A 17,249-nucleotide genomic window follows, 5' to 3' on the forward strand; every position below is an offset into this window, starting at 1 on the left:
CACAAGGCCATGCTCGCCCGGTGCGTTGGCTGGGCGAGCCACGAGCCGGATTCTGTCCGGCACGCGCGGCCTGTGTCCTCTACCGCTTCCTCCCTGAAACGCCTTGCGGCATGCGCCCGGGCCGCGCCGGTGGGCATCCGGCGCGCCCCGCCAAGGTACGCGTGCCAGCTGCCTGTTCGTGCGCGGCGGCTTGCGCCGCCGTTACTGCCGTTACTGCCGGTGGTCTTACGCCACCTTCTTGTCGAAGAACTGCTCGTCCTCCGTCGAACCGTGCAGCGCCGTGGTCGAGGCGTCGCGCTCGACCGTCTGCGTCACGGCGTCGAAGTAGCCCGTGCCCACTTCGCGCTGGTGCTTCACAGCGGTGAAGCCCTTTTCGGCGGCGGCGAACTCGGCCTGCTGGAGTTCGACGAACGCGCTCATATTCTGGCGCGCGTAGCCGTGCGCAAGGTTGAACATCGAGTAGTTGAGCGAGTGGAAGCCCGCAAGCGTGATGAACTGGAACTTGTAGCCCATTGCGCCCAGTTCGCGCTGGAATCTGGCGATCGTCGCGTCGTCGAGGTTCTTTTTCCAGTTGAACGACGGCGAGCAGTTGTACGAGAGCAGCTTGCCCGGGAACTGCTTGTGGATCGCTTCGGCGAACTGCTTCGCGAACTCCAGATCCGGCTTGCCCGTTTCGCACCAGATCATGTCGGCATACGGCGCGTAGGCGAGACCGCGCGAGATGGCCTGCTCGAGGCCGTTCTTCGTGCGGAAGAAGCCTTCCACGGTGCGCTCGCCGGTGAGGAACGGCTTGTCGTTGTCGTCGATGTCGGACGTCACGAGGTCGGCGGCTTCCGCGTCGGTGCGGGCGAGCAGCACGGTCGGTACGCCGCAGACGTCGGCGGCCAGACGCGCGGCCGTGAGTTTGGCGATATTCTCGCGCGTCGGCACGAGCACCTTGCCGCCCATGTGCCCGCACTTCTTCACCGAGGCAAGCTGGTCTTCGAAGTGCACGCCCGCCGCGCCCGCCTCGATCATCGCCTTCATCAGTTCGAACGCGTTCAGCACGCCGCCGAAGCCGGCTTCAGCGTCGGCCACGATCGGCTGGAAGAAGTCGGTGTAGCCTTCGTCGCCGGGATTCTTGCCTTCGGACCACTGGATCTGGTCGGCGCGCGTGAGCGTATTGTTGATGCGCTTGACGACCTGCGGCACCGAGTTTGCAGGGTAGAGCGACTGGTCCGGGTACATTTCGCCGGCGAGGTTGGCGTCGCCCGCGACCTGCCAGCCTGACAGATAGATTGCCTTCAGACCGGCCTTCACTTGCTGCATGGCCTGGTTGCCCGTGAGCGCGCCCAATGCGTTGATGAACGGCTCGGTGTTCACGCCTTGCCAGAGCTTTTCGGCGCCGCTTTTCGCGAGCGTATGCTCAGGCTGGATCGAACCGCGCAGGCGCACCACGTCGTCAGCGCTGTAGTTGCGTTTGATGCCGTTCCAGCGCGGATCGGTTTCCCATTGCTGCTGGAGTTGCCGGGCTTGCTGTTGACGAGTCGACATGATGTGCTCCTTCGTTTGCCTGATCGTGGATCGCTGAAGCGAAACTGCTGAACCGCTGAATCTCGCGAAACGAAGGCGCCAGCTTCTGGATTTGAGCGTTTCGTTTCGTGAACTCTTATATAAGAGTCTAGGCAAATCGATCGACCAGCAACAGACGGCTAATGGGCTTTTTTGTGCTTTTTTATTTCAGTAAAATCAACGAGTTAAAAAATTATTTTTGCAATGTGAAAGGCAATTTTCCATCTTGCAATCGAGCGCTTTGTGCCACGCAGCACGATTTTTTACGAGGCAAAAAATTTTTTCATATCGTGAAATCCGGGCGGAGATAAAAAAAAGACCGGTGCCTAAGCACCGGTCCTGAGCCTGTTGCTGCGGCGGCGGGGCGGCTCAAAGGCCGCGCCGTGCGCCGCTTGTCGACGATTTAGCTGTCGCGACGTGCGCCACGCGGGCCGTCGTTACGGCGCGCGCCGTAACCGCCACCGCCTTCGCGCGAGCGGCCATAGCCTTCGCGTTGCTGGCCGTAGCCGCCGCGGTTGCCTTCACCGCCGCGCGAGCCGCCGCCAAAGCCGCCTTCACGCGAACCGTAGCCGCCTTCGCGGGCGCCGTAGCCGCCGCGCGAGCCTTCCGGCTTGTTGCCCCAGCTGTTGCCGTTGCGATCGCCGCCACCGTTGCCGCCATTGCCGCCACGGGCGCCGTAGCCACCCGGCTTGCCGTTGCCGTTACCGAAGCGACGGCCACCGCCATTGCCACCACCCGGACGGCCGCGGCCGCCGAAGCCGCGGTTAGCCGGCGGCGCCTTGCGCGGCTCGAAGCCTTCCACGACGTTCACGGGCAGCGGCGAGCGCACGAAACGCTCGATGCGCTTGAGCGCGCCTTGCTCGGCGTGATGCACGAGGCTCACCGCCACACCCGAGCGGCCGGCGCGGCCGGTACGGCCGATACGGTGCACGTAGTCTTCGGCGAACTTCGGCAGGTCGTAGTTGAACACGTGCGTGATGCCGGGAATGTCGATACCACGCGCCGCGACGTCGGTCGCGACGAGCACGCGCACGCGGCGCTCGCGCAGCGCACGGATCGTGCGGTTACGCGCGCCTTGCGGCAGGTCGCCGTGCAGTGCGGCGCTTTCGAAGCCAGCGTCGGCAAGCTTGCCGGCGAGCTGGTCGGCGTCCATCTTCGTGGCGGTGAACACCACGGCCTGGTCGAGGCTTTCGTCACGGAGCAGGTGGTCGAGCAGACGATCCTTGTGATCGCGGTCGTCCACGTAGTGCACGGTTTGCGCGATGTTCGAGTTCGCTTCGACCTTGCGCACGATCTCGATACGCTCCGGGTCCTTCAGCAGGCGGCCGGTGATCGAAGCGATCTTGCCGTCGAGCGTGGCCGAGAACAGCATCGTCTGACGCGTTTCGGGCGTCGCGGCGACGATTGTGTCGATATCGTCGATGAAGCCCATGTCGAGCATGCGGTCGGCTTCGTCGAGCACGAGCATCTTCAGTTCGGACAGGTCGATGCGGCCACGCTCGAGGTGATCGAGCAGACGGCCAGGCGTCGCCACGAGAATCTCAGGGTTCTTCGCGAGCAGCATGAGCTGCTGGCCGTAGGCCACGCCGCCGAGAATGCTCACGGTGCGCAGACGGCGCAGGTGCTTGCCGTACGTCGAAGCGGCCGTGGTCACCTGCATCGCGAGCTCACGCGTGGGCGTGAGGACGAGGAGGCCGGGGCGCGCGACCGGTTGCGGGCGGCGCTGGCGGCGATCGGCTTGCTGGCCGTTCTGGCCTTGCGGACGCGGTTCGCGCGGCTGGGCGGCCTGGGCCTTCTGGATCTGCGCGAAGCGCTCGATGGCGGGCAGCATGAATGCTGCGGTCTTGCCCGAACCGGTCGGGCTCGAGACCAGCAGGTCGCGGCCGGCGATGGCGGCAGGAATGGCGCGTTCCTGCACGGGCGTCGGGGCCTTGTAGCCCGCTGCGATCAGCGCGGAGACGATCTCCGGCGACAGACCGAGCGACGCGAATTCCGAACCGTCGGTTGCATCTGCGGCCTGCGCGGGGGCTTCAGCGGAAGCGTCGGCGGCGGCGGGAAGACCGAGGGCCTGATCGGCGATTGCGTCCAGGGGGCTTTGGGTATTGCTCGAAGTCATGAAAATCCTTGTTACACAGGAAATAGAACGTCGGCGCCAATCGGCATACCCAAGTCGTCGGATTTTGCGAACAAATCGAAAAACGGGGGCAATCCGCGCGCAATGGCGGATTTTTCGTTAGAAGCTGTTTTGGGTGCGACTTCGGCCGGGATTGGCCAGTCGCCAGCCTGATACTTGACGGCCCGAAAACAGGGCCAAGCAGGGGGGGACAGGTTCTAAACTGGATTGGAGCTTAACGCTACGAGGCGTTGTGCTGATCGAACGAGCGACCGGAGCGCAACGCAGCACGCAGTATATCTCGTTTTGTTGCGGCGCGCCAGAGCGACGCACCGCGAGGGTACGGGCGCGGCGGCATGACGCAGCGGGGAGGGTCGCCCGTGTCGTCACGCACCGCTTTTACCTGGCGTGCGCCAGGCGGTTCTCAGGAAAGGGCTGGATCAGCTCGTGGCGCCGCTCTTGAGCGATTCGACGAGTTCGACGTATTGCTGCTTCGCGGTTTCCTGCGTCGTGCCTTGCAGGGCGGCCCACGCTTCATACTTGTACTTGCCGACGATGTCGGTGAAGCCGGGCTTGTCGCCGTGCACGTCGCCTTCGGTCGCCTGCTTGAAGAGTGCGTAGAGGCGCAGCAGCGTCAGATTGCCGGGGCGCTCCGGCAGTTGCTGCACGTCTTGCTGGGCTTGGGCGAACTGCGTGTTCACGTCGCTCATGTTGTTTCCTCCGCTTGGTGGTTCAGGTCAGCGCGCCGATGGTAGCAGCGCAAATCCCGAAAAAGCTGGAGCGATTCCTCCACTGATGGCTGGCCCGAATGAGCCAAGGGGCGGCAGGGCGCCCGCGCAACCGCCAGATGGCGAGAGCCGGGGGCCCGCGCGGGGGGCGGGGCATTACAATAGCGCTCATGACCGAAACCGTGCTGCTTGCCCTCGATACTTCGACCGAATATTGCTCGGTCGCGCTGCTTCGCGTCGCCCCCGGCGGCGCAGATCGTTCCCCCTCCACCGGCGGCGAGACCGCCTCCGGATCGCTGTCGGAAGTCAGCGTCTGGGTGCGCCACGAAGCCACGGGCGCCGTCTCCAGTACGCGGCTGCTGCCCGCCATCGCTGAATTGTTCGACGAAGCCGGCCTCACGCTCGCCGACTGCGACGCGATTGCGTTCGGCGCGGGTCCGGGCTCCTTCACGGGGTTGCGCACGGCGACGGGCGTGGCGCAAGGGCTCGCGTTCGGTCTCGATATCCCGGTGGTGCCGGTGGGCACGTTGCTCGTCTGTGCGGAGAGCGCACGGCTGCGCGATTGCGCCGCGACCCGCGTGCTGGCCGCGCTCGACGCGCGCATGGACGAAGCCTACTGGGCCGATTTCGAATGGGACGCCGCGGTTGGCGACTGGCGCACGTTGCAGCCGGCATCGCTCGACTCGCCGGAGCACATCGCCGCGCCCGACGCACCGTTCACGCTGGCGGGCAACGCCGCCGCCGCGTTCGGCGCGCGCCTGACAGCCGCTGCCGCCGCGCGCACGATCGACGCCGAGGCGCTCCCGCACGCGTTGCCGCTCGCGCACGCGGCGTTGCGTGCGTTTCGCGCGGGCCGCACGCAACCCGCCGACCAGGCCGCGCCCGAATACGTGCGCAACAAGGTCGCGCAAACCACGGCCGAACGCCTCGCCGCGAAGGCCGCGGCGCAACGTGGTGCGGGCGGAGCGGGTGAAGGTGGCGTGGGCGGCGAGGGCGCGCAATGAGCGGCGTGCTCATGACCGACCGCTATTTGTCGCCGATGACCGAAAGCGACCTGGACGAAGTCGCGATCGTCGAGCGCTCGGCGTACGAGTTTCCGTGGTCGCGCGGCAATTTCGAAGACTCGCTGCGCAATGGCTATTACGGTCTGTGCATGCGTCATGTCACTGGCATGCTGGTCGGCTATTGCGTGCTGATGCCCGTGGTCGACGAGATGCATCTGCTGAATCTTTGCGTCGCGCCTCAGGCGCAGGGTGCGGGCGCCGGGCTCGCGATGCTGCGCGAGGCGGTGCGCATTGCGCGCTCGCAAGGTCTCGAAGGCCTGCTGCTCGAAGTCCGGCCTTCGAATCATCGGGCAATCCGGCTGTACGAACAGTTCGGCTTCGTCACGATCGGCCGTCGCAAGAACTACTATCCGGCGAAGCACCACAGCCGCGAGGACGCACTCGTGATGCGTTTTTCTTTTGCAGGGGAGGGCGCGGATGCCGCTCGATGAAATCGCGCTGGAGGAGCTTGGGCTCGCGCCACGCTGGGTGCGTAAGGGAGCGCAGGGTGGCGCGTCGCTCGAAGCGTCTCCTAATGACGCGGCCGTCGCACCGTCGCCCGCGGTGACGCGCGCCGAAGTCGAAGTCGAAATCGAAGCGCCAGTGTTGCAAGCGGCGCGTCCGGCCGCCGCGGTGCAGCCCGCCGAAGCACAACCGGCCGCCCCCCAGCCACCGCAATCCGTTGCGCGCGCCGCCGCGCCCTCGCAGCCCGCGCCGCATTCATCCGATGAACCGCCGCCGCTCACGGACGAAGATTTCGCGTGGTTCGACTCGGTGGCCCAGCCGGTTCTGCCGCACGAGGCCGAGCCTGCGCAAACGAGCGGCGCACCCCGCAACGACGTCGCGACGCTCGACTGGGACGCGCTCGCCGAGCGCGTCGCCTCGTGCACCCGCTGCCGTCTGTGCGAGAAACGCACCAACACCGTGTTCGGCGTGGGCGATCGCAAGGCCGACTGGATGTTGATCGGCGAGGCGCCCGGCGAGAATGAGGACCGTCAGGGCGAGCCCTTCGTCGGTCAGGCGGGCAAGCTGCTCGACAACATGCTGCGTGCGCTCTCGCTCGCGCGCGGAGAGAACGTCTATATCGCGAACGTGATCAAGTGCCGCCCGCCTGGCAACCGCAATCCGGAGCCCGACGAGGTCGCGCGCTGCGAGCCGTATTTGCAGCGTCAGGTGGCGCTCGTGAAGCCGAAGATCATCGTCGCGCTCGGGCGTTTCGCGGCGCAGAGTTTGCTCAAGACCGACGGCAGCATTGCGTCGCTGCGCGGACGCGTTCACGAGTACGAGGGCGTGCCCGTCATCGTCACCTATCACCCCGCGTATCTGCTGCGCAGCCTGCACGACAAGGCGAAGGCCTGGACCGACCTCTGCCTCGCGCGCGACACCTGGCGAGCAGCCTCCGGCGGCGAGCAATGAACGCCGCGCGGCCCGACGACTTATCCGGTGCGAGCAGTGCCCCGGGCGAAGGCGGGCCGCGAGACGATGCCGGGTCGCAGCGCATGCCCGGCACTTGCGCGGACCAGGCGCTAATCGATCGCCTCGCCGATCCAGCTGTGCGCGATCTCGCGTGGCTGCTCTTCAGCCCCGATCTGTTGCGTGCGCAACCACCGCTCGCACCGCTTGCGCAATGGTGCGCCAATGCGCACGAAGCTCGCGCCACGTGCGACTGGCTCGCGCAACTCGATCGCGACCCGGCGCATCTGCACGAAGCGCTCATGGCCGCGCCGACGCATCGCCTTGGACGCTATGCCGAAAATCTGCTGGGATGGTTTCTCGCGAATGGACCTGCGGCCCAACTCGTCGCGCAAAATGTGCCGTTGCGGCGTGCAGGCATCACGCTCGGCGAGTGCGATTTCCTTGTGCAGACGCGTGCGGGTGCGCGCCTGCATTGGGAACTGGCGGTGAAGTGTTACCTGCACGCAGGACCCGGCGATGCCGCACGCGCATCGCTTGCCGAATTCGTCGGACCGAACTTGCGCGATCGCTTCGATCTGAAGCTGACGCATCTGCGCGACCATCAGCTGCGTATGAGCGCATGCGAAGAATTCGCCTCGCTTGGTTACGAAGGCCAGTGGCTCGCGCAGATGTTCGTGAAGGGCTGGCTTTTCTACCGGGCGGGAGCGGCGGCGCCGTCACGCGTGGAGGACGCCCCTGAGCTGGCCGCAGATCATGGGCGCGGCTGGTGGGTCACGCGTTCGGATTGGCCGGCGTTCGCGCGGCAACAGGCGGCCGACGGCTGGAGCGTGTTGCCGAGGCTCGCGTGGCTCGCGCCACGCAGGCTGGCGGCCGCGCCGGGCGCAGCGCAAGCAACCGCAAGCACAGCGTCGCCCATCGACCCCAACGCGTTGGTCACCGCGCTAGCCCGGCCGGATGACCCGGTCCTGGTTGCGGCATTCGCGACCGACGGCGCGGGCGGCTACCGCGAAATGTCGCGCGGTTTCATCGTTCCCGACGATTGGCCCGCGCGCGCCGCGGCATTTTCGCGTCAGTGAGCTGCCGGTCAACAAGCGCGTGAAAGCGCGCTTACCACCAGCGCCAGAAGTGATGCACCGGCCCGACGCCATGACCGACGTCGAGCCGCTCACTGGCCTCCAGCGCCGCCGTCAAATACTGCTTGGCTTCCCCAACGGCCGGTGCGAGTGCGCCGCGCTGCGGCCACAGCGCGGCAATCGCGGAAGAGAGCGTACAGCCGGTGCCGTGCGTATTCGTGACCGGCACGCGTGGGCCGGCAAGACGCAGCGTGCCACCGGCTTCGATGAGCCAGTCGGGGCTGTCCGCGCTGCCCAGATGGCCGCCTTTCATCAGCACCGCCTGCGCACCTAGCGCGCGCAACGCTTCGCCTTGCTCGACCATCGCGGCTTCATCGGCGGCAGGCGCCACACCGAGCAGCGCAGCGGCTTCCGGCAGATTCGGCGTGACGACGCCAGCCAGTGGCAGAAGCTCCTCGCGCAGCGCGGCGACCGCTTCGGGCGCGAGCAGCGCGTGATTGCTCTTCGAGATCATGACGGTGTCGAGCACGACACGCGCTGGCTTGTACCGCCGCAGCGCATCGGCGACGGCGCGCACGATGTCGGCATTGGCGAGCATGCCGATCTTCACGGCGTCAATGCGGATGTCGTCGAACACGGCGTCGAGCTGCGCGGTGACGAACCCTGCGTCGGGCGCGTGGATCGCGGTCACGCCGCGCGTGTTCTGCGCGGTGAGCGCCGTAATGACGCTCGCGCCGTACGCGCCGAGCGCGGAGAACGCCTTGAGGTCGGCCTGAATGCCCGCGCCGCCGCCCGAGTCGGAGCCGGCGATCGTGAGAACGTTGGAAATCGATGAAGTCATGGCAGCGTCAGATGCGCGTCGCGCGCGGCGTGTGGCCGCGCGGGCGCAGGGAAAATTCGGTTCGGCGGAGGCGGCGGCCCGATTACGTCGGACCACGCACGCCCATCAATGCCTGTGATTTTCGCCGATCAGTGCGACCGAGTCGAACGAGCGCTGATTCGCCTGGTGGCGGCGCATCACGAGCCACATCATCAGGCAGACGAACGTGCCGAACAGCACGATCACGATGGTCACCGGCACGTCGAGCCACACGAGCACGGCATAGAGGCACAGCATCACGAGCACCGAAAGATTCTCGTTGAAGTTCTGCACGGCGATGGAGTGGCCGGCGGAGAGCAGCACGTGGCCGCGATGCTGGAGCAGCGCGTTCATCGGCACGACGAAGAAGCCCGAGAGGCCGCCCACGATCATGAGGAAGATGTACGCGAAAATCAGGTAGCCGGGAACGCGCAAATGGCCGACATGCAGGCCCCAATGCGGCGGAAAGAGATGGCGCGTGTAGAACGCCATGAGCATGACGGCAAGCCCCATGATGATGCCGACCGGCAGCACCGAGAGCGACTTCTTGAGCGGAATGCGCGCGGCCGCGATCATGGCGCCGGCCGCCACGCCCACGGCCACCACGGCCTGCAGCACCGCGCCTTCGGAGAGCGACATGCCGAGCGAGACTTCGGCCCACTTGAGGACGATGAATTGCAGCGTCGCGCCTGCGCCCCAGAAGAGCGTCGTGACCGCGAGCGAGATCTGGCCGAGCTTGTCGCGCCAGAGGATGTTGAAGCAGTCGGCGAAATCGGTGATGAGGCGGATGACACCGTGCTGCTGGCGCGGATAGCGCGCGCCGGTGTCGGGAATACGCAGATTGAAGAGGGCGGCGATCACGTAGATCACCATGATCACGACCATCGCGGCCTCGGCCGGCGTGCTGATCGCGGCGGGCGTATGGCGCAGCACATGCGAGGCGATGTGGGGGCTGATCAACGCGCCGCCGAGCACGGTGCCGAGAATGATCGAGCCGACTGTCGTGCCCTCGATCCAGCCATTGGCGGCGACGAGGCGCTCAGGCGGCAGCAACTCGGTCAAGATGCCGTACTTGGCGGGCGAATACGCCGCCGCGCCGAAACCCACTACACCATAGGCGATCAAAGGATGCGTGCCCGCCAGCATCATGGCGCAGCCGACGACCTTGATCGTGTTCGTGATGAACATCACGCGGCCCTTGGGGCGGGAATCTGCGAAGGCGCCGACGAAGGCGGCAAGAACGACGTAGGAGAGGACGAAGAACAGCTTGAGCAGCGGCGTCATCCAGTTCGGGGCGTGGAGATCTTTCAGCAGTGCAATCGCAGCGATCAGGAGCGCATTGTCGGCCAACGACGAAAAAAACTGCGCGGCCATGATGGTGTAAAAGCCTTTTTTCATCTGATGCGATGCTTTCCTCGCTGCGGTCCGTCCGCCCCGGACGGGTGGGAGGCATCCGGGCTTATTACGTTCGAAATGGGTTGTGCGCAGGGCTTTATATCACGAAAATAGGCGTATTCGGACTAGCACAATCCTTGAGCGCCCGTCAGGCGGGCCTGCGGGGCGCTGAAAACACCCTGTAAGCTCCTGATTCGAAAGCGTCTTTGCGAAAAAATCTCCCATGCCGCGCCCCCTCTCAGCAACGATTCACACCGCCGCTCTCGCCAATAACCTCGCCGTCGTCCGCAAGTACGCGCCAAAGTCGAAAATCTGGGCCGTGGTGAAGGCTAACGCCTACGGGCACGGGCTTGCGCGCGCATTCCCCGGTCTGCGCGCAACCGACGGTTTCGGCCTGCTCGACCTCGAGGAGGCCGTCAAGCTGCGCGAGCTCGGCTGGGCAGGTCCGATCCTCCTGCTCGAAGGCTTTTTCCGGCCGACCGACATCGATGTGATCGACCGCTACAGCCTCACGACCGTCGTGCACAGCGACGAGCAGATGCGCATGCTCGAAATGGCGCGTCTCTCGAAGCCGGTCAACGTTCAGCTCAAGATGAATAGCGGCATGAACCGGCTCGGCTATACGCCCGAGAAGTACCGCGCCGCGTGGGAGCGCGCGCGCGCCTGTGCCGGCATCGGCCAGATCACGCTGATGACGCACTTCGCCGACGCCGACACGCCGCGCGGCGTGAGCGAGCAGATGGCCGCGTTCGAGCGCGGCGCGCAAGGCATAGCGGGTACACGCAGCCTCGCCAATTCGGCCGCCACGCTCTGGCATCCCTCGACGCACTTCGACTGGGTGCGCCCCGGCATCATTCTTTATGGCGCTTCGCCTTCGGGCTTCTCCTCGGCGCTCGAAGGCACGGGCCTGCAGCCGGCCATGACGCTCGCGTCCGAACTCATCGCCACGCAGCACGTCGCCGAAGGGCAGACCGTCGGCTACGGGTCGATTTTCACGGCGCGCAAGCCCATGCGCATCGGCGTGGTGGCGTGCGGTTATGCGGACGGCTATCCGCGCGTCGCGCCCGAAGGCACGCCGGTGATCGTCGACGGCGTGCTCACGCATGTCGTGGGCCGCGTCTCCATGGACATGCTCACCGTCGATCTCACGCCCGTGCACACCGCGGGCGTAGGCGCCCGTGTGGAACTGTGGGGCAACAACCTGCCGATCGACGACGTCGCGAAAGCCTGTGGCACGATCGGCTACGAGCTGATGTGCGCCGTTGCACCGCGCGTACCGGTGCGGGCCGAATAACGCCATGGCAAAGAGCATGGCGAAGGTCAAGACACTGTATACATGTACCGAATGCGGCGGCCAGGCGCCCAAGTGGCAAGGCCAGTGCCCCGCGTGCGGCGCGTGGAACACGCTGGTGGAAGGCGTTGCCGAATCGGCGAGCAGCCACCGCTTTCAGTCGCTCGCGAAGAGCGCGCCGGTGCGGCGTCTCGCCGATATCGAGGCGTCCGACGTGCCGCGCTTCACGACCGGCGTGGGCGAGTTCGACCGCGTGCTGGGCGGCGGTCTCGTCGCGGGTGGCGTGGTGCTGATCGGCGGCGATCCGGGCATCGGCAAGTCGACGCTGTTGTTGCAGTCACTCGCGCAGATCGCGGCGGAGCGTCGCGCGCTCTATGTGAGCGGCGAAGAGTCGGCTGCGCAGATCGCGTTGCGCGCGCAACGACTGGCGCTGCTCGATCCCGGCTCCATGGCGAGCGAACTGCAACTGCTCGCCGAGATTCAGCTCGAAAAGATCCAGGCGACGATCGAGGCCGAGAGGCCCGATGTCGCGGTCATCGACTCGATCCAGACGATCTATTCCGAAGCGCTGACTTCCGCGCCGGGCTCCGTCGCGCAGGTGCGCGAGTGCGCGGCGCAGCTCACCCGTATCGCGAAGCAGTCGGGCACGGCGATCATCATGGTCGGCCACGTGACGAAGGAGGGCAATCTCGCTGGGCCGCGCGTGCTCGAGCATATCGTCGACACCGTGCTGTATTTCGAAGGCGACACGCATTCGTCGTTCCGTCTCGTGCGCGCATTCAAGAACCGCTTCGGCGCGGTCAACGAACTGGGTGTGTTCGCAATGACCGAGAAAGGCTTGCGCGGTGTGGCGAATCCCTCGGCGCTCTTTCTCTCGCAGCACGAGCAGAGCGTGCCGGGCTCATGCGTGCTCGTGACCCAGGAAGGGTCCCGGCCGCTGCTCGTCGAGGTGCAGGCGCTCGTCGACACAGCGCACGTGCCGAATCCGCGGCGTCTGGCCGTCGGCCTCGAACAAAACCGGCTGGCGATGCTGCTGGCGGTGCTGCATCGCCATGCCGGCATTGCGTGCTTCGATCAGGACGTTTTCCTCAATGCGGTGGGCGGCGTGAAAATAACGGAGCCGGCCGCGGATCTCGCCGTGCTGCTCGCCATCCACTCTTCGATGCGTAACAAGGCGTTGCCCAAGGGTCTGATCGTTTTTGGCGAAGTCGGTCTGGCGGGCGAGATCCGACCCTCGCCGCGCGGCCAGGATCGTCTGAAGGAGGCTGCGAAGCTCGGTTTTTCATGCGCGCTGATTCCCCGCGCCAATGCACCGAAACAGCCAATCGAAGGTTTACAGGTGATTGCCGTGGAGCGTCTCGAGGAAGCAATCGACCGGGTACGCGAGCTGGAATGAGCGTGGCGCGCGGGTGCGGAAGCCGTGTACTGTCGCGTAATGATTAGTAACAACCCTGGTTCCGGCTGTAACCATTTCAGACTGCGATTTCCCTATCCTTGGCGCGATGTTCAACCCGTGTCGAGCGGAAAGGATAGCGACTTGAAACAGACTGATACGTCCTTCGGCGGTCGTTCGATCGTCGTGCGCGGCTGCCGGGTATCCGAGCCGCTCATGCAGCCTTGGGGCAGCACCTGCCGGATCGTCGAGTGGATCGATGGCGACGGGCGCATTTCGCGCCGCGTCGTGGCGGAAGACGTGACGGCGGCTGAGGTGCGCAGCACCATTGCGCACCACGTTGAGGGCCGCAAGTACGTGATGTACGACGACGAGCGCTCGCCGCGGCAAACGCTGCCGCGACGCTAAACGAAAAAATGGGCGCTGCAAGGCGCCCATTTTGCTTTGTGCTGACGCTCGGCGCGGCGTGCGCCGCGTGAACTAGCCCCACGGACCGTAGGAGAAGGGTTTTTTCCCGCCAGGTGCGCCCGACGTTTCGGCGCCGTGGACCGGCTGGGCTGACTGGACGGAGTGCGCGCCTTGCGGCTGGCCGGCTGGCTGAAAAGCTGCCGCCTGCATACCGGGCGCGGTCTGCTGCGCTTGCCGGGCGGACATCTCGTCCATCATGGCTTGCAGGACTTCGGCATTGAATAGGGGATGGCGCGAAGCCTCGCCAGGTGTGAGGACCGGCGAAACACAGGTGTCGATCGCCTCCAGACGATCGATCCATGTCTGCAGCGACTCCGACTCGATGATGGCCGCCAGCTCCCGCGTGAGCGCGGCGGCGTCCGCACCGCCGATCGCCTGACCGAGGCTCCAGTGGCGCTCGGCCCAGTCGTCGCGGCCAATGGCCTGGCACAGCGTCTGCCAGAATTTCAGTTCGAGCGCGCCGACGGCGAGCCACCGGCCGTCTTGCGTGCGATAGAGGTTGTAGCAGGGCACGCCGCCGTTGAGCAGGCCGCCGCCAGGCTGCAGCGCCGCGGCGTCGTCGTTGGCCAACGCGACCTGGGCGACCACATTGTGCGCATAGCTCGCGTGCGCCATCGAAACGTCGACGAAACGGCCCTCGCCGCCACGCGCCACATGCCAGAGCGCTGCGAGAATCTGCGTGACCGCGCTGAGCGCGCCGCCGAGCAGGTCGGCGATCTGGAAATTGGGCAGCACCGGCGTGCCGTCGCGCGAAGCCAGTTGGTCGAGCACGCCAGAATAGGCCACATAGTTGATGTCATGGCCCGGATGGCCGGCGAACGGGCCGGTCGTGCCATAGCCCGTGATCGCGCAGTAGACGAGCTTCGGATTGACCTTGCGCAATGTCTCGTAGCCTACGCCGAGGCGGTCCATCACGCCGGGCCGGAAACTTTCGACCAGCACGTCGGCGTCGCGGGCGAGCGCGAACAACACCGACCGGCCGCTCTCGGTCTTCAGATCGACGCGGGTTTCGCGCTTGCCGCGATTGACGAGGCGATAGAACGCACCAGGGCGTGCGGCCACTTCGTCCACTGCGCTTTGCATCATCACGCGCGCCGCGTCGCCCGCGCCAGGCGGTTCGATTTTCAGGACGTCGGCGCCCATTTCTGCGAGCCGCAAGGTGGCCACGGGCCCGGGCAGAAGACGGGTCAGATCCAGTACGCGAAGGCCCTGCAATGCGGCGGGTGACGACACTCGTGGCTCCCTGGCGAAGATTCTTGGCGAAAAGCGCGGCTAGCGGCGCGATGGTGGTGCAGTGACGACCTCAGTGGCAACCACAGTGGCCACTATAAGCTGCACTAGCCGATCTGCTCGAGTTCCTCGTGCGCGTCGAGCCATGCGGCTTCGAGCGTTTCGAGGCGCGAGGCAACCTCGGCCTGGCGGCGAATCGCTTCGGTCAGGCGGCTCTTCTGCTCCGGCTCGTAGCTCGCCGGGTCGACGACGAACGCGTCGAGCGTGCTCTTTTCGCCGTTGAGCGCATCCATTTCCTTTTCGATCTTGCCGATTTTCGCCTGTAACGGCTTCTTCAGGTGCGCAACCTTCTGGCGCTGCTCCGCTTCCTGGCGCCGCTGTTCCTTGCGATTGACGTTGTCGGCGCTATTGGCGCCGTTTGCCGCATCCGCCGTGCCAGAAGCGGCTTCCTTGAGCGCCGCGCGTTGCTCGGCTGCGTGCTGGAGCAGCCAGTCGCGGTAGTCGTCGAGGTCGCCGTCGAACGGTTGCAGACGATGCTTCGCCACCAGCATGAATTGATCGGTCGTCGCGCGCAGCAGATGCCGGTCGTGCGACACGAGGATCAGCGTGCCTTCGAACTGGGCGAGCGCCATGGTGAGCGCGTGGCGCGTTTCGAGGTCGAGGTGGTTGGTCGGCTCGTCGAGCAGCAGCAGGTTGGGCTTTTGCCAGATGATGAGCGCGAGCGCGAGGCGCGCCTTCTCGCCGCCCGAGAATGGCGCGATGGGAGCCGTGGCCATCTCGCCGGGGAAGTTGAAGCCGCCGAGGAAGTCGCGCAGTTCCTGCTCGCGCGTGTCGGGCGCGAGGCGCGCGAGATGCTGGAGCGGCGAGTCGTCGGGGCGCAGCGTTTCGAGCTGATGTTGCGCGAAGTAGCCGATCTGCAGGCCCTTGCCGGTGCGCAGTTCGCCGCTAAGCGCGGCGAGCGTGCCGGCGAGCGTCTTGATCAGCGTGGACTTGCCCTGGCCGTTCGCGCCGAGCAGGCCGATGCGCTGGCCGTTCTGGATCGAGAGCGTGACGCGTTCGACGATGGGCGTCTCGCCGCCGTCCTCGGCCCGGTAGCCACAGCGCACGTCCTCCATCACGAGCATGGGGTTCGGTGCTGAGTCGGGCGTGCGGAACTCGAATGTGAACGGCGAGCTTGCATGCGCGGGCGCGATCAGCTCCATCTTTTCCAGTGCCTTCACGCGGCTTTGCGCCTGGCGCGCCTTGGTGGCCTTGGCCTTGAAGCGGTCGATGAAGCTTTGCAGATGCGCGACGGTGCGCTGCTGCTTTTCGTACGCGCTTTGCTGGAGCGCCAGTTGTTGCGCGCGCAAGATCTCGAACTGCGAGTAATTGCCGCCGTAACGCTTGATCTGCTGGTTTTCCAGGTGCAGCGTGACATTGCAGATCGAATCGAGGAATTCGCGGTCGTGCGAAATCACGACGAGCGTGCCGGGATAGCGGTGCAGCCAGTCTTCGAGCCAGACGATCGCGTCCAGGTCCAGGTGGTTCGTGGGTTCGTCGAGCAGCAGCAGGTCGGAGCGGCACATGAGCGCCTGCGCGAGGTTCAGGCGCATGCGCCAGCCGCCCGAGAAGCTCGCCACGGGCTGGCGCGTTTGCTCGAGCGTGAAACCGAGGCCGAGCAGCAGCGCTTCGGCGCGCGCGGGGGCCGTGTAGCCGTCGGCGTCGGCGAACGCGCCGTGCGCTTCGGCTTCGGCCGCGCCGTCGTGTGCGGCCGACGCAGCGGCGATGCGGGCCTCGATTTCGCGCAGCGCGGCGTCGCCGTCGAGCGCGTAGTCGAGCGCGGTGCGGTCCACCGCCGGGGTTTCCTGCGCGACGTGCGCGATGCGCCAGGACGGCGGCAGCGAGAAGTCGCCGGCGTCCGCGTGCAGTTCGCCGCGCAGCACGGCGAACAGGGTCGATTTGCCCGCGCCGTTCGCGCCGATGAGACCGACCTTTTCGCCGGGGTTCAGCGTGAACGAGGTCTGTTCGAAAAGCGGCTTGGTGCCGCGGGCAAGACTGAATTGGTTGAAGCGGATCACGACGGCGCCGGCGGGAAGAAAACGAAGGAAAGCGCTATTTTAGACTGTGTGGGGCTCCGGCCGGCATTGGCCGAACGGCTAGCCGTTTGGTCGAGTGCTAATTCCACGCTTTCTCACGTAGACTGGCGCTTTTCCACGGGAGAGCCAGATGACTTCGATCTATTCGTTTTCGGCGCAACCGCTCGGCGGCGGCGAGCCGGTGAGCCTCGAGCGCTATACGGGCAAGGTGCTCCTGATCGTCAACACCGCGAGCGAGTGCGGGTTCACGCCGCAGTACGCGGGCCTGCAAAAGCTCCACGACCAGTACACCGCGCGCGGGCTCGCGGTGCTCGGCTTTCCATGCAACCAGTTCGGCAAGCAGGAGCCCGGCGACGCCGCGCAGATCGGCAGCTTCTGCGAGAAGAACTACGGCGTCACGTTTCCGATGTTCGAGAAGATCGACGTGAACGGGGCGAACGCGCACCCGCTGTATCGCTGGCTCACGGGCGAGGCGCCGGGGCTCCTCGGGCTCGAAGGCATCAAGTGGAACTTCACGAAATTTCTGGTCGACCGTAGCGGCAGCGTGGTGAAGCGCTACGCGCCCATGACGAAGCCCGAGGCCATTGCAGCGGACATCGAAAAGCAGCTCTGAG

The 17,249-nt window shown here is 65.9% G+C and carries 15 protein-coding genes; 8 read left to right on the top strand and 7 right to left on the bottom strand.

Annotated elements, in window-relative coordinates:
- Positions 1-225: 225 nt before the first annotated feature.
- The 3 genes from aceA to U5A65_RS18750 all read right to left on the bottom strand — a co-directional run bounded on the left by aceA (position 226) and on the right by U5A65_RS18750 (position 4,374).
- A complete protein-coding gene (aceA, locus tag U5A65_RS18740) occupies positions 226-1,533 on the bottom strand; it encodes an isocitrate lyase (RefSeq protein WP_321946954.1) in 1,308 nt (435 codons plus the stop codon).
- A 421-nt stretch (positions 1,534-1,954) separates the two neighbouring features.
- On the bottom strand, positions 1,955-3,667 hold the full coding sequence (locus U5A65_RS18745; protein WP_321908838.1) for a DEAD/DEAH box helicase: 1,713 nt from the start codon (positions 3,665-3,667) through the stop codon (positions 1,955-1,957).
- A 437-nt stretch (positions 3,668-4,104) separates the two neighbouring features.
- Positions 4,105-4,374 (bottom strand): acyl-CoA-binding protein, encoded by a 270-nt coding sequence (locus tag U5A65_RS18750; protein ID WP_321908836.1) that lies wholly within the window; start codon positions 4,372-4,374, stop codon positions 4,105-4,107.
- A gap of 179 nt (positions 4,375-4,553) precedes the next feature.
- Between U5A65_RS18750 and tsaB the strand changes: the two genes are divergently transcribed.
- From tsaB to U5A65_RS18770, 4 genes are all read left to right on the top strand, one after another.
- Positions 4,554-5,396, top strand: coding sequence for a tRNA (adenosine(37)-N6)-threonylcarbamoyltransferase complex dimerization subunit type 1 TsaB (gene tsaB / locus U5A65_RS18755; RefSeq protein ID WP_415765208.1), 843 nt, complete (start codon positions 4,554-4,556; stop codon positions 5,394-5,396).
- Positions 5,393-5,887, top strand: a complete 495-nt coding sequence (gene rimI, locus U5A65_RS18760) for a ribosomal protein S18-alanine N-acetyltransferase (RefSeq protein ID WP_321908834.1) — start codon at positions 5,393-5,395, stop codon at positions 5,885-5,887. The genes tsaB and rimI overlap by 4 nt, the downstream gene beginning before the upstream one ends.
- On the top strand, positions 5,874-6,851 hold the full coding sequence (locus tag U5A65_RS18765; RefSeq protein WP_321946955.1) for a uracil-DNA glycosylase: 978 nt from the start codon (positions 5,874-5,876) through the stop codon (positions 6,849-6,851). The genes rimI and U5A65_RS18765 overlap by 14 nt, the downstream gene beginning before the upstream one ends.
- A gap of 83 nt (positions 6,852-6,934) precedes the next feature.
- Positions 6,935-7,927, top strand: coding sequence for a DUF1853 family protein (locus U5A65_RS18770; RefSeq protein ID WP_321947021.1), 993 nt, complete (start codon positions 6,935-6,937; stop codon positions 7,925-7,927).
- Positions 7,928-7,958: 31 nt separating this feature from the next.
- Here the strand turns inward: U5A65_RS18770 and thiD are convergent, their stop codons facing one another.
- Entirely contained in the window at positions 7,959-8,765 is an 807-nt protein-coding gene (gene thiD / locus U5A65_RS18775; protein ID WP_321946956.1) for a bifunctional hydroxymethylpyrimidine kinase/phosphomethylpyrimidine kinase, read from the bottom strand.
- Positions 8,766-8,870: 105 nt separating this feature from the next.
- Positions 8,871-10,181, bottom strand: coding sequence for a lysophospholipid transporter LplT (gene lplT / locus U5A65_RS18780; protein WP_321908830.1), 1,311 nt, complete (start codon positions 10,179-10,181; stop codon positions 8,871-8,873).
- Positions 10,182-10,401: 220 nt separating this feature from the next.
- Between lplT and alr the strand changes: the two genes are divergently transcribed.
- The 3 genes from alr to U5A65_RS18795 all read left to right on the top strand — a co-directional run bounded on the left by alr (position 10,402) and on the right by U5A65_RS18795 (position 13,270).
- Positions 10,402-11,472 carry an alanine racemase gene (gene alr, locus U5A65_RS18785; protein ID WP_321908828.1) on the top strand — a complete coding sequence of 357 codons (1,071 nt, stop codon included), beginning with the start codon at positions 10,402-10,404 and terminating at the stop codon, positions 11,470-11,472.
- 16 nt (positions 11,473-11,488) lie between these two features.
- Entirely contained in the window at positions 11,489-12,865 is a 1,377-nt protein-coding gene (gene radA, locus U5A65_RS18790; protein ID WP_321909199.1) for a DNA repair protein RadA, read from the top strand.
- A 141-nt stretch (positions 12,866-13,006) separates the two neighbouring features.
- Entirely contained in the window at positions 13,007-13,270 is a 264-nt protein-coding gene (locus U5A65_RS18795) for a DUF2866 domain-containing protein (protein ID WP_042265827.1), read from the top strand.
- Between the two features lie 72 nt (positions 13,271-13,342).
- Here U5A65_RS18795 and U5A65_RS18800 read toward each other — a convergent pair whose 3' ends face one another.
- Together U5A65_RS18800 and U5A65_RS18805 are read right to left on the bottom strand one after the other, a co-directional pair.
- Positions 13,343-14,563: a CaiB/BaiF CoA-transferase family protein gene (locus U5A65_RS18800; protein WP_321908826.1), complete on the bottom strand. Its 1,221-nt coding sequence runs from the start codon at positions 14,561-14,563 to the stop codon at positions 13,343-13,345.
- A gap of 104 nt (positions 14,564-14,667) precedes the next feature.
- Positions 14,668-16,617, bottom strand: coding sequence for an ATP-binding cassette domain-containing protein (locus tag U5A65_RS18805; RefSeq protein WP_321946957.1), 1,950 nt, complete (start codon positions 16,615-16,617; stop codon positions 14,668-14,670).
- Positions 16,618-16,765: 148 nt separating this feature from the next.
- Between U5A65_RS18805 and U5A65_RS18810 the strand changes: the two genes are divergently transcribed.
- Positions 16,766-17,248: a glutathione peroxidase gene (locus U5A65_RS18810; protein WP_321908822.1), complete on the top strand. Its 483-nt coding sequence runs from the start codon at positions 16,766-16,768 to the stop codon at positions 17,246-17,248.
- Position 17,249: the final 1 nt, after the last annotated feature.

The organism is Paraburkholderia sp. J10-1, from assembly GCF_905220165.1.
In the GTDB taxonomy this organism is placed as follows: domain Bacteria; phylum Pseudomonadota; class Gammaproteobacteria; order Burkholderiales; family Burkholderiaceae; genus Paraburkholderia.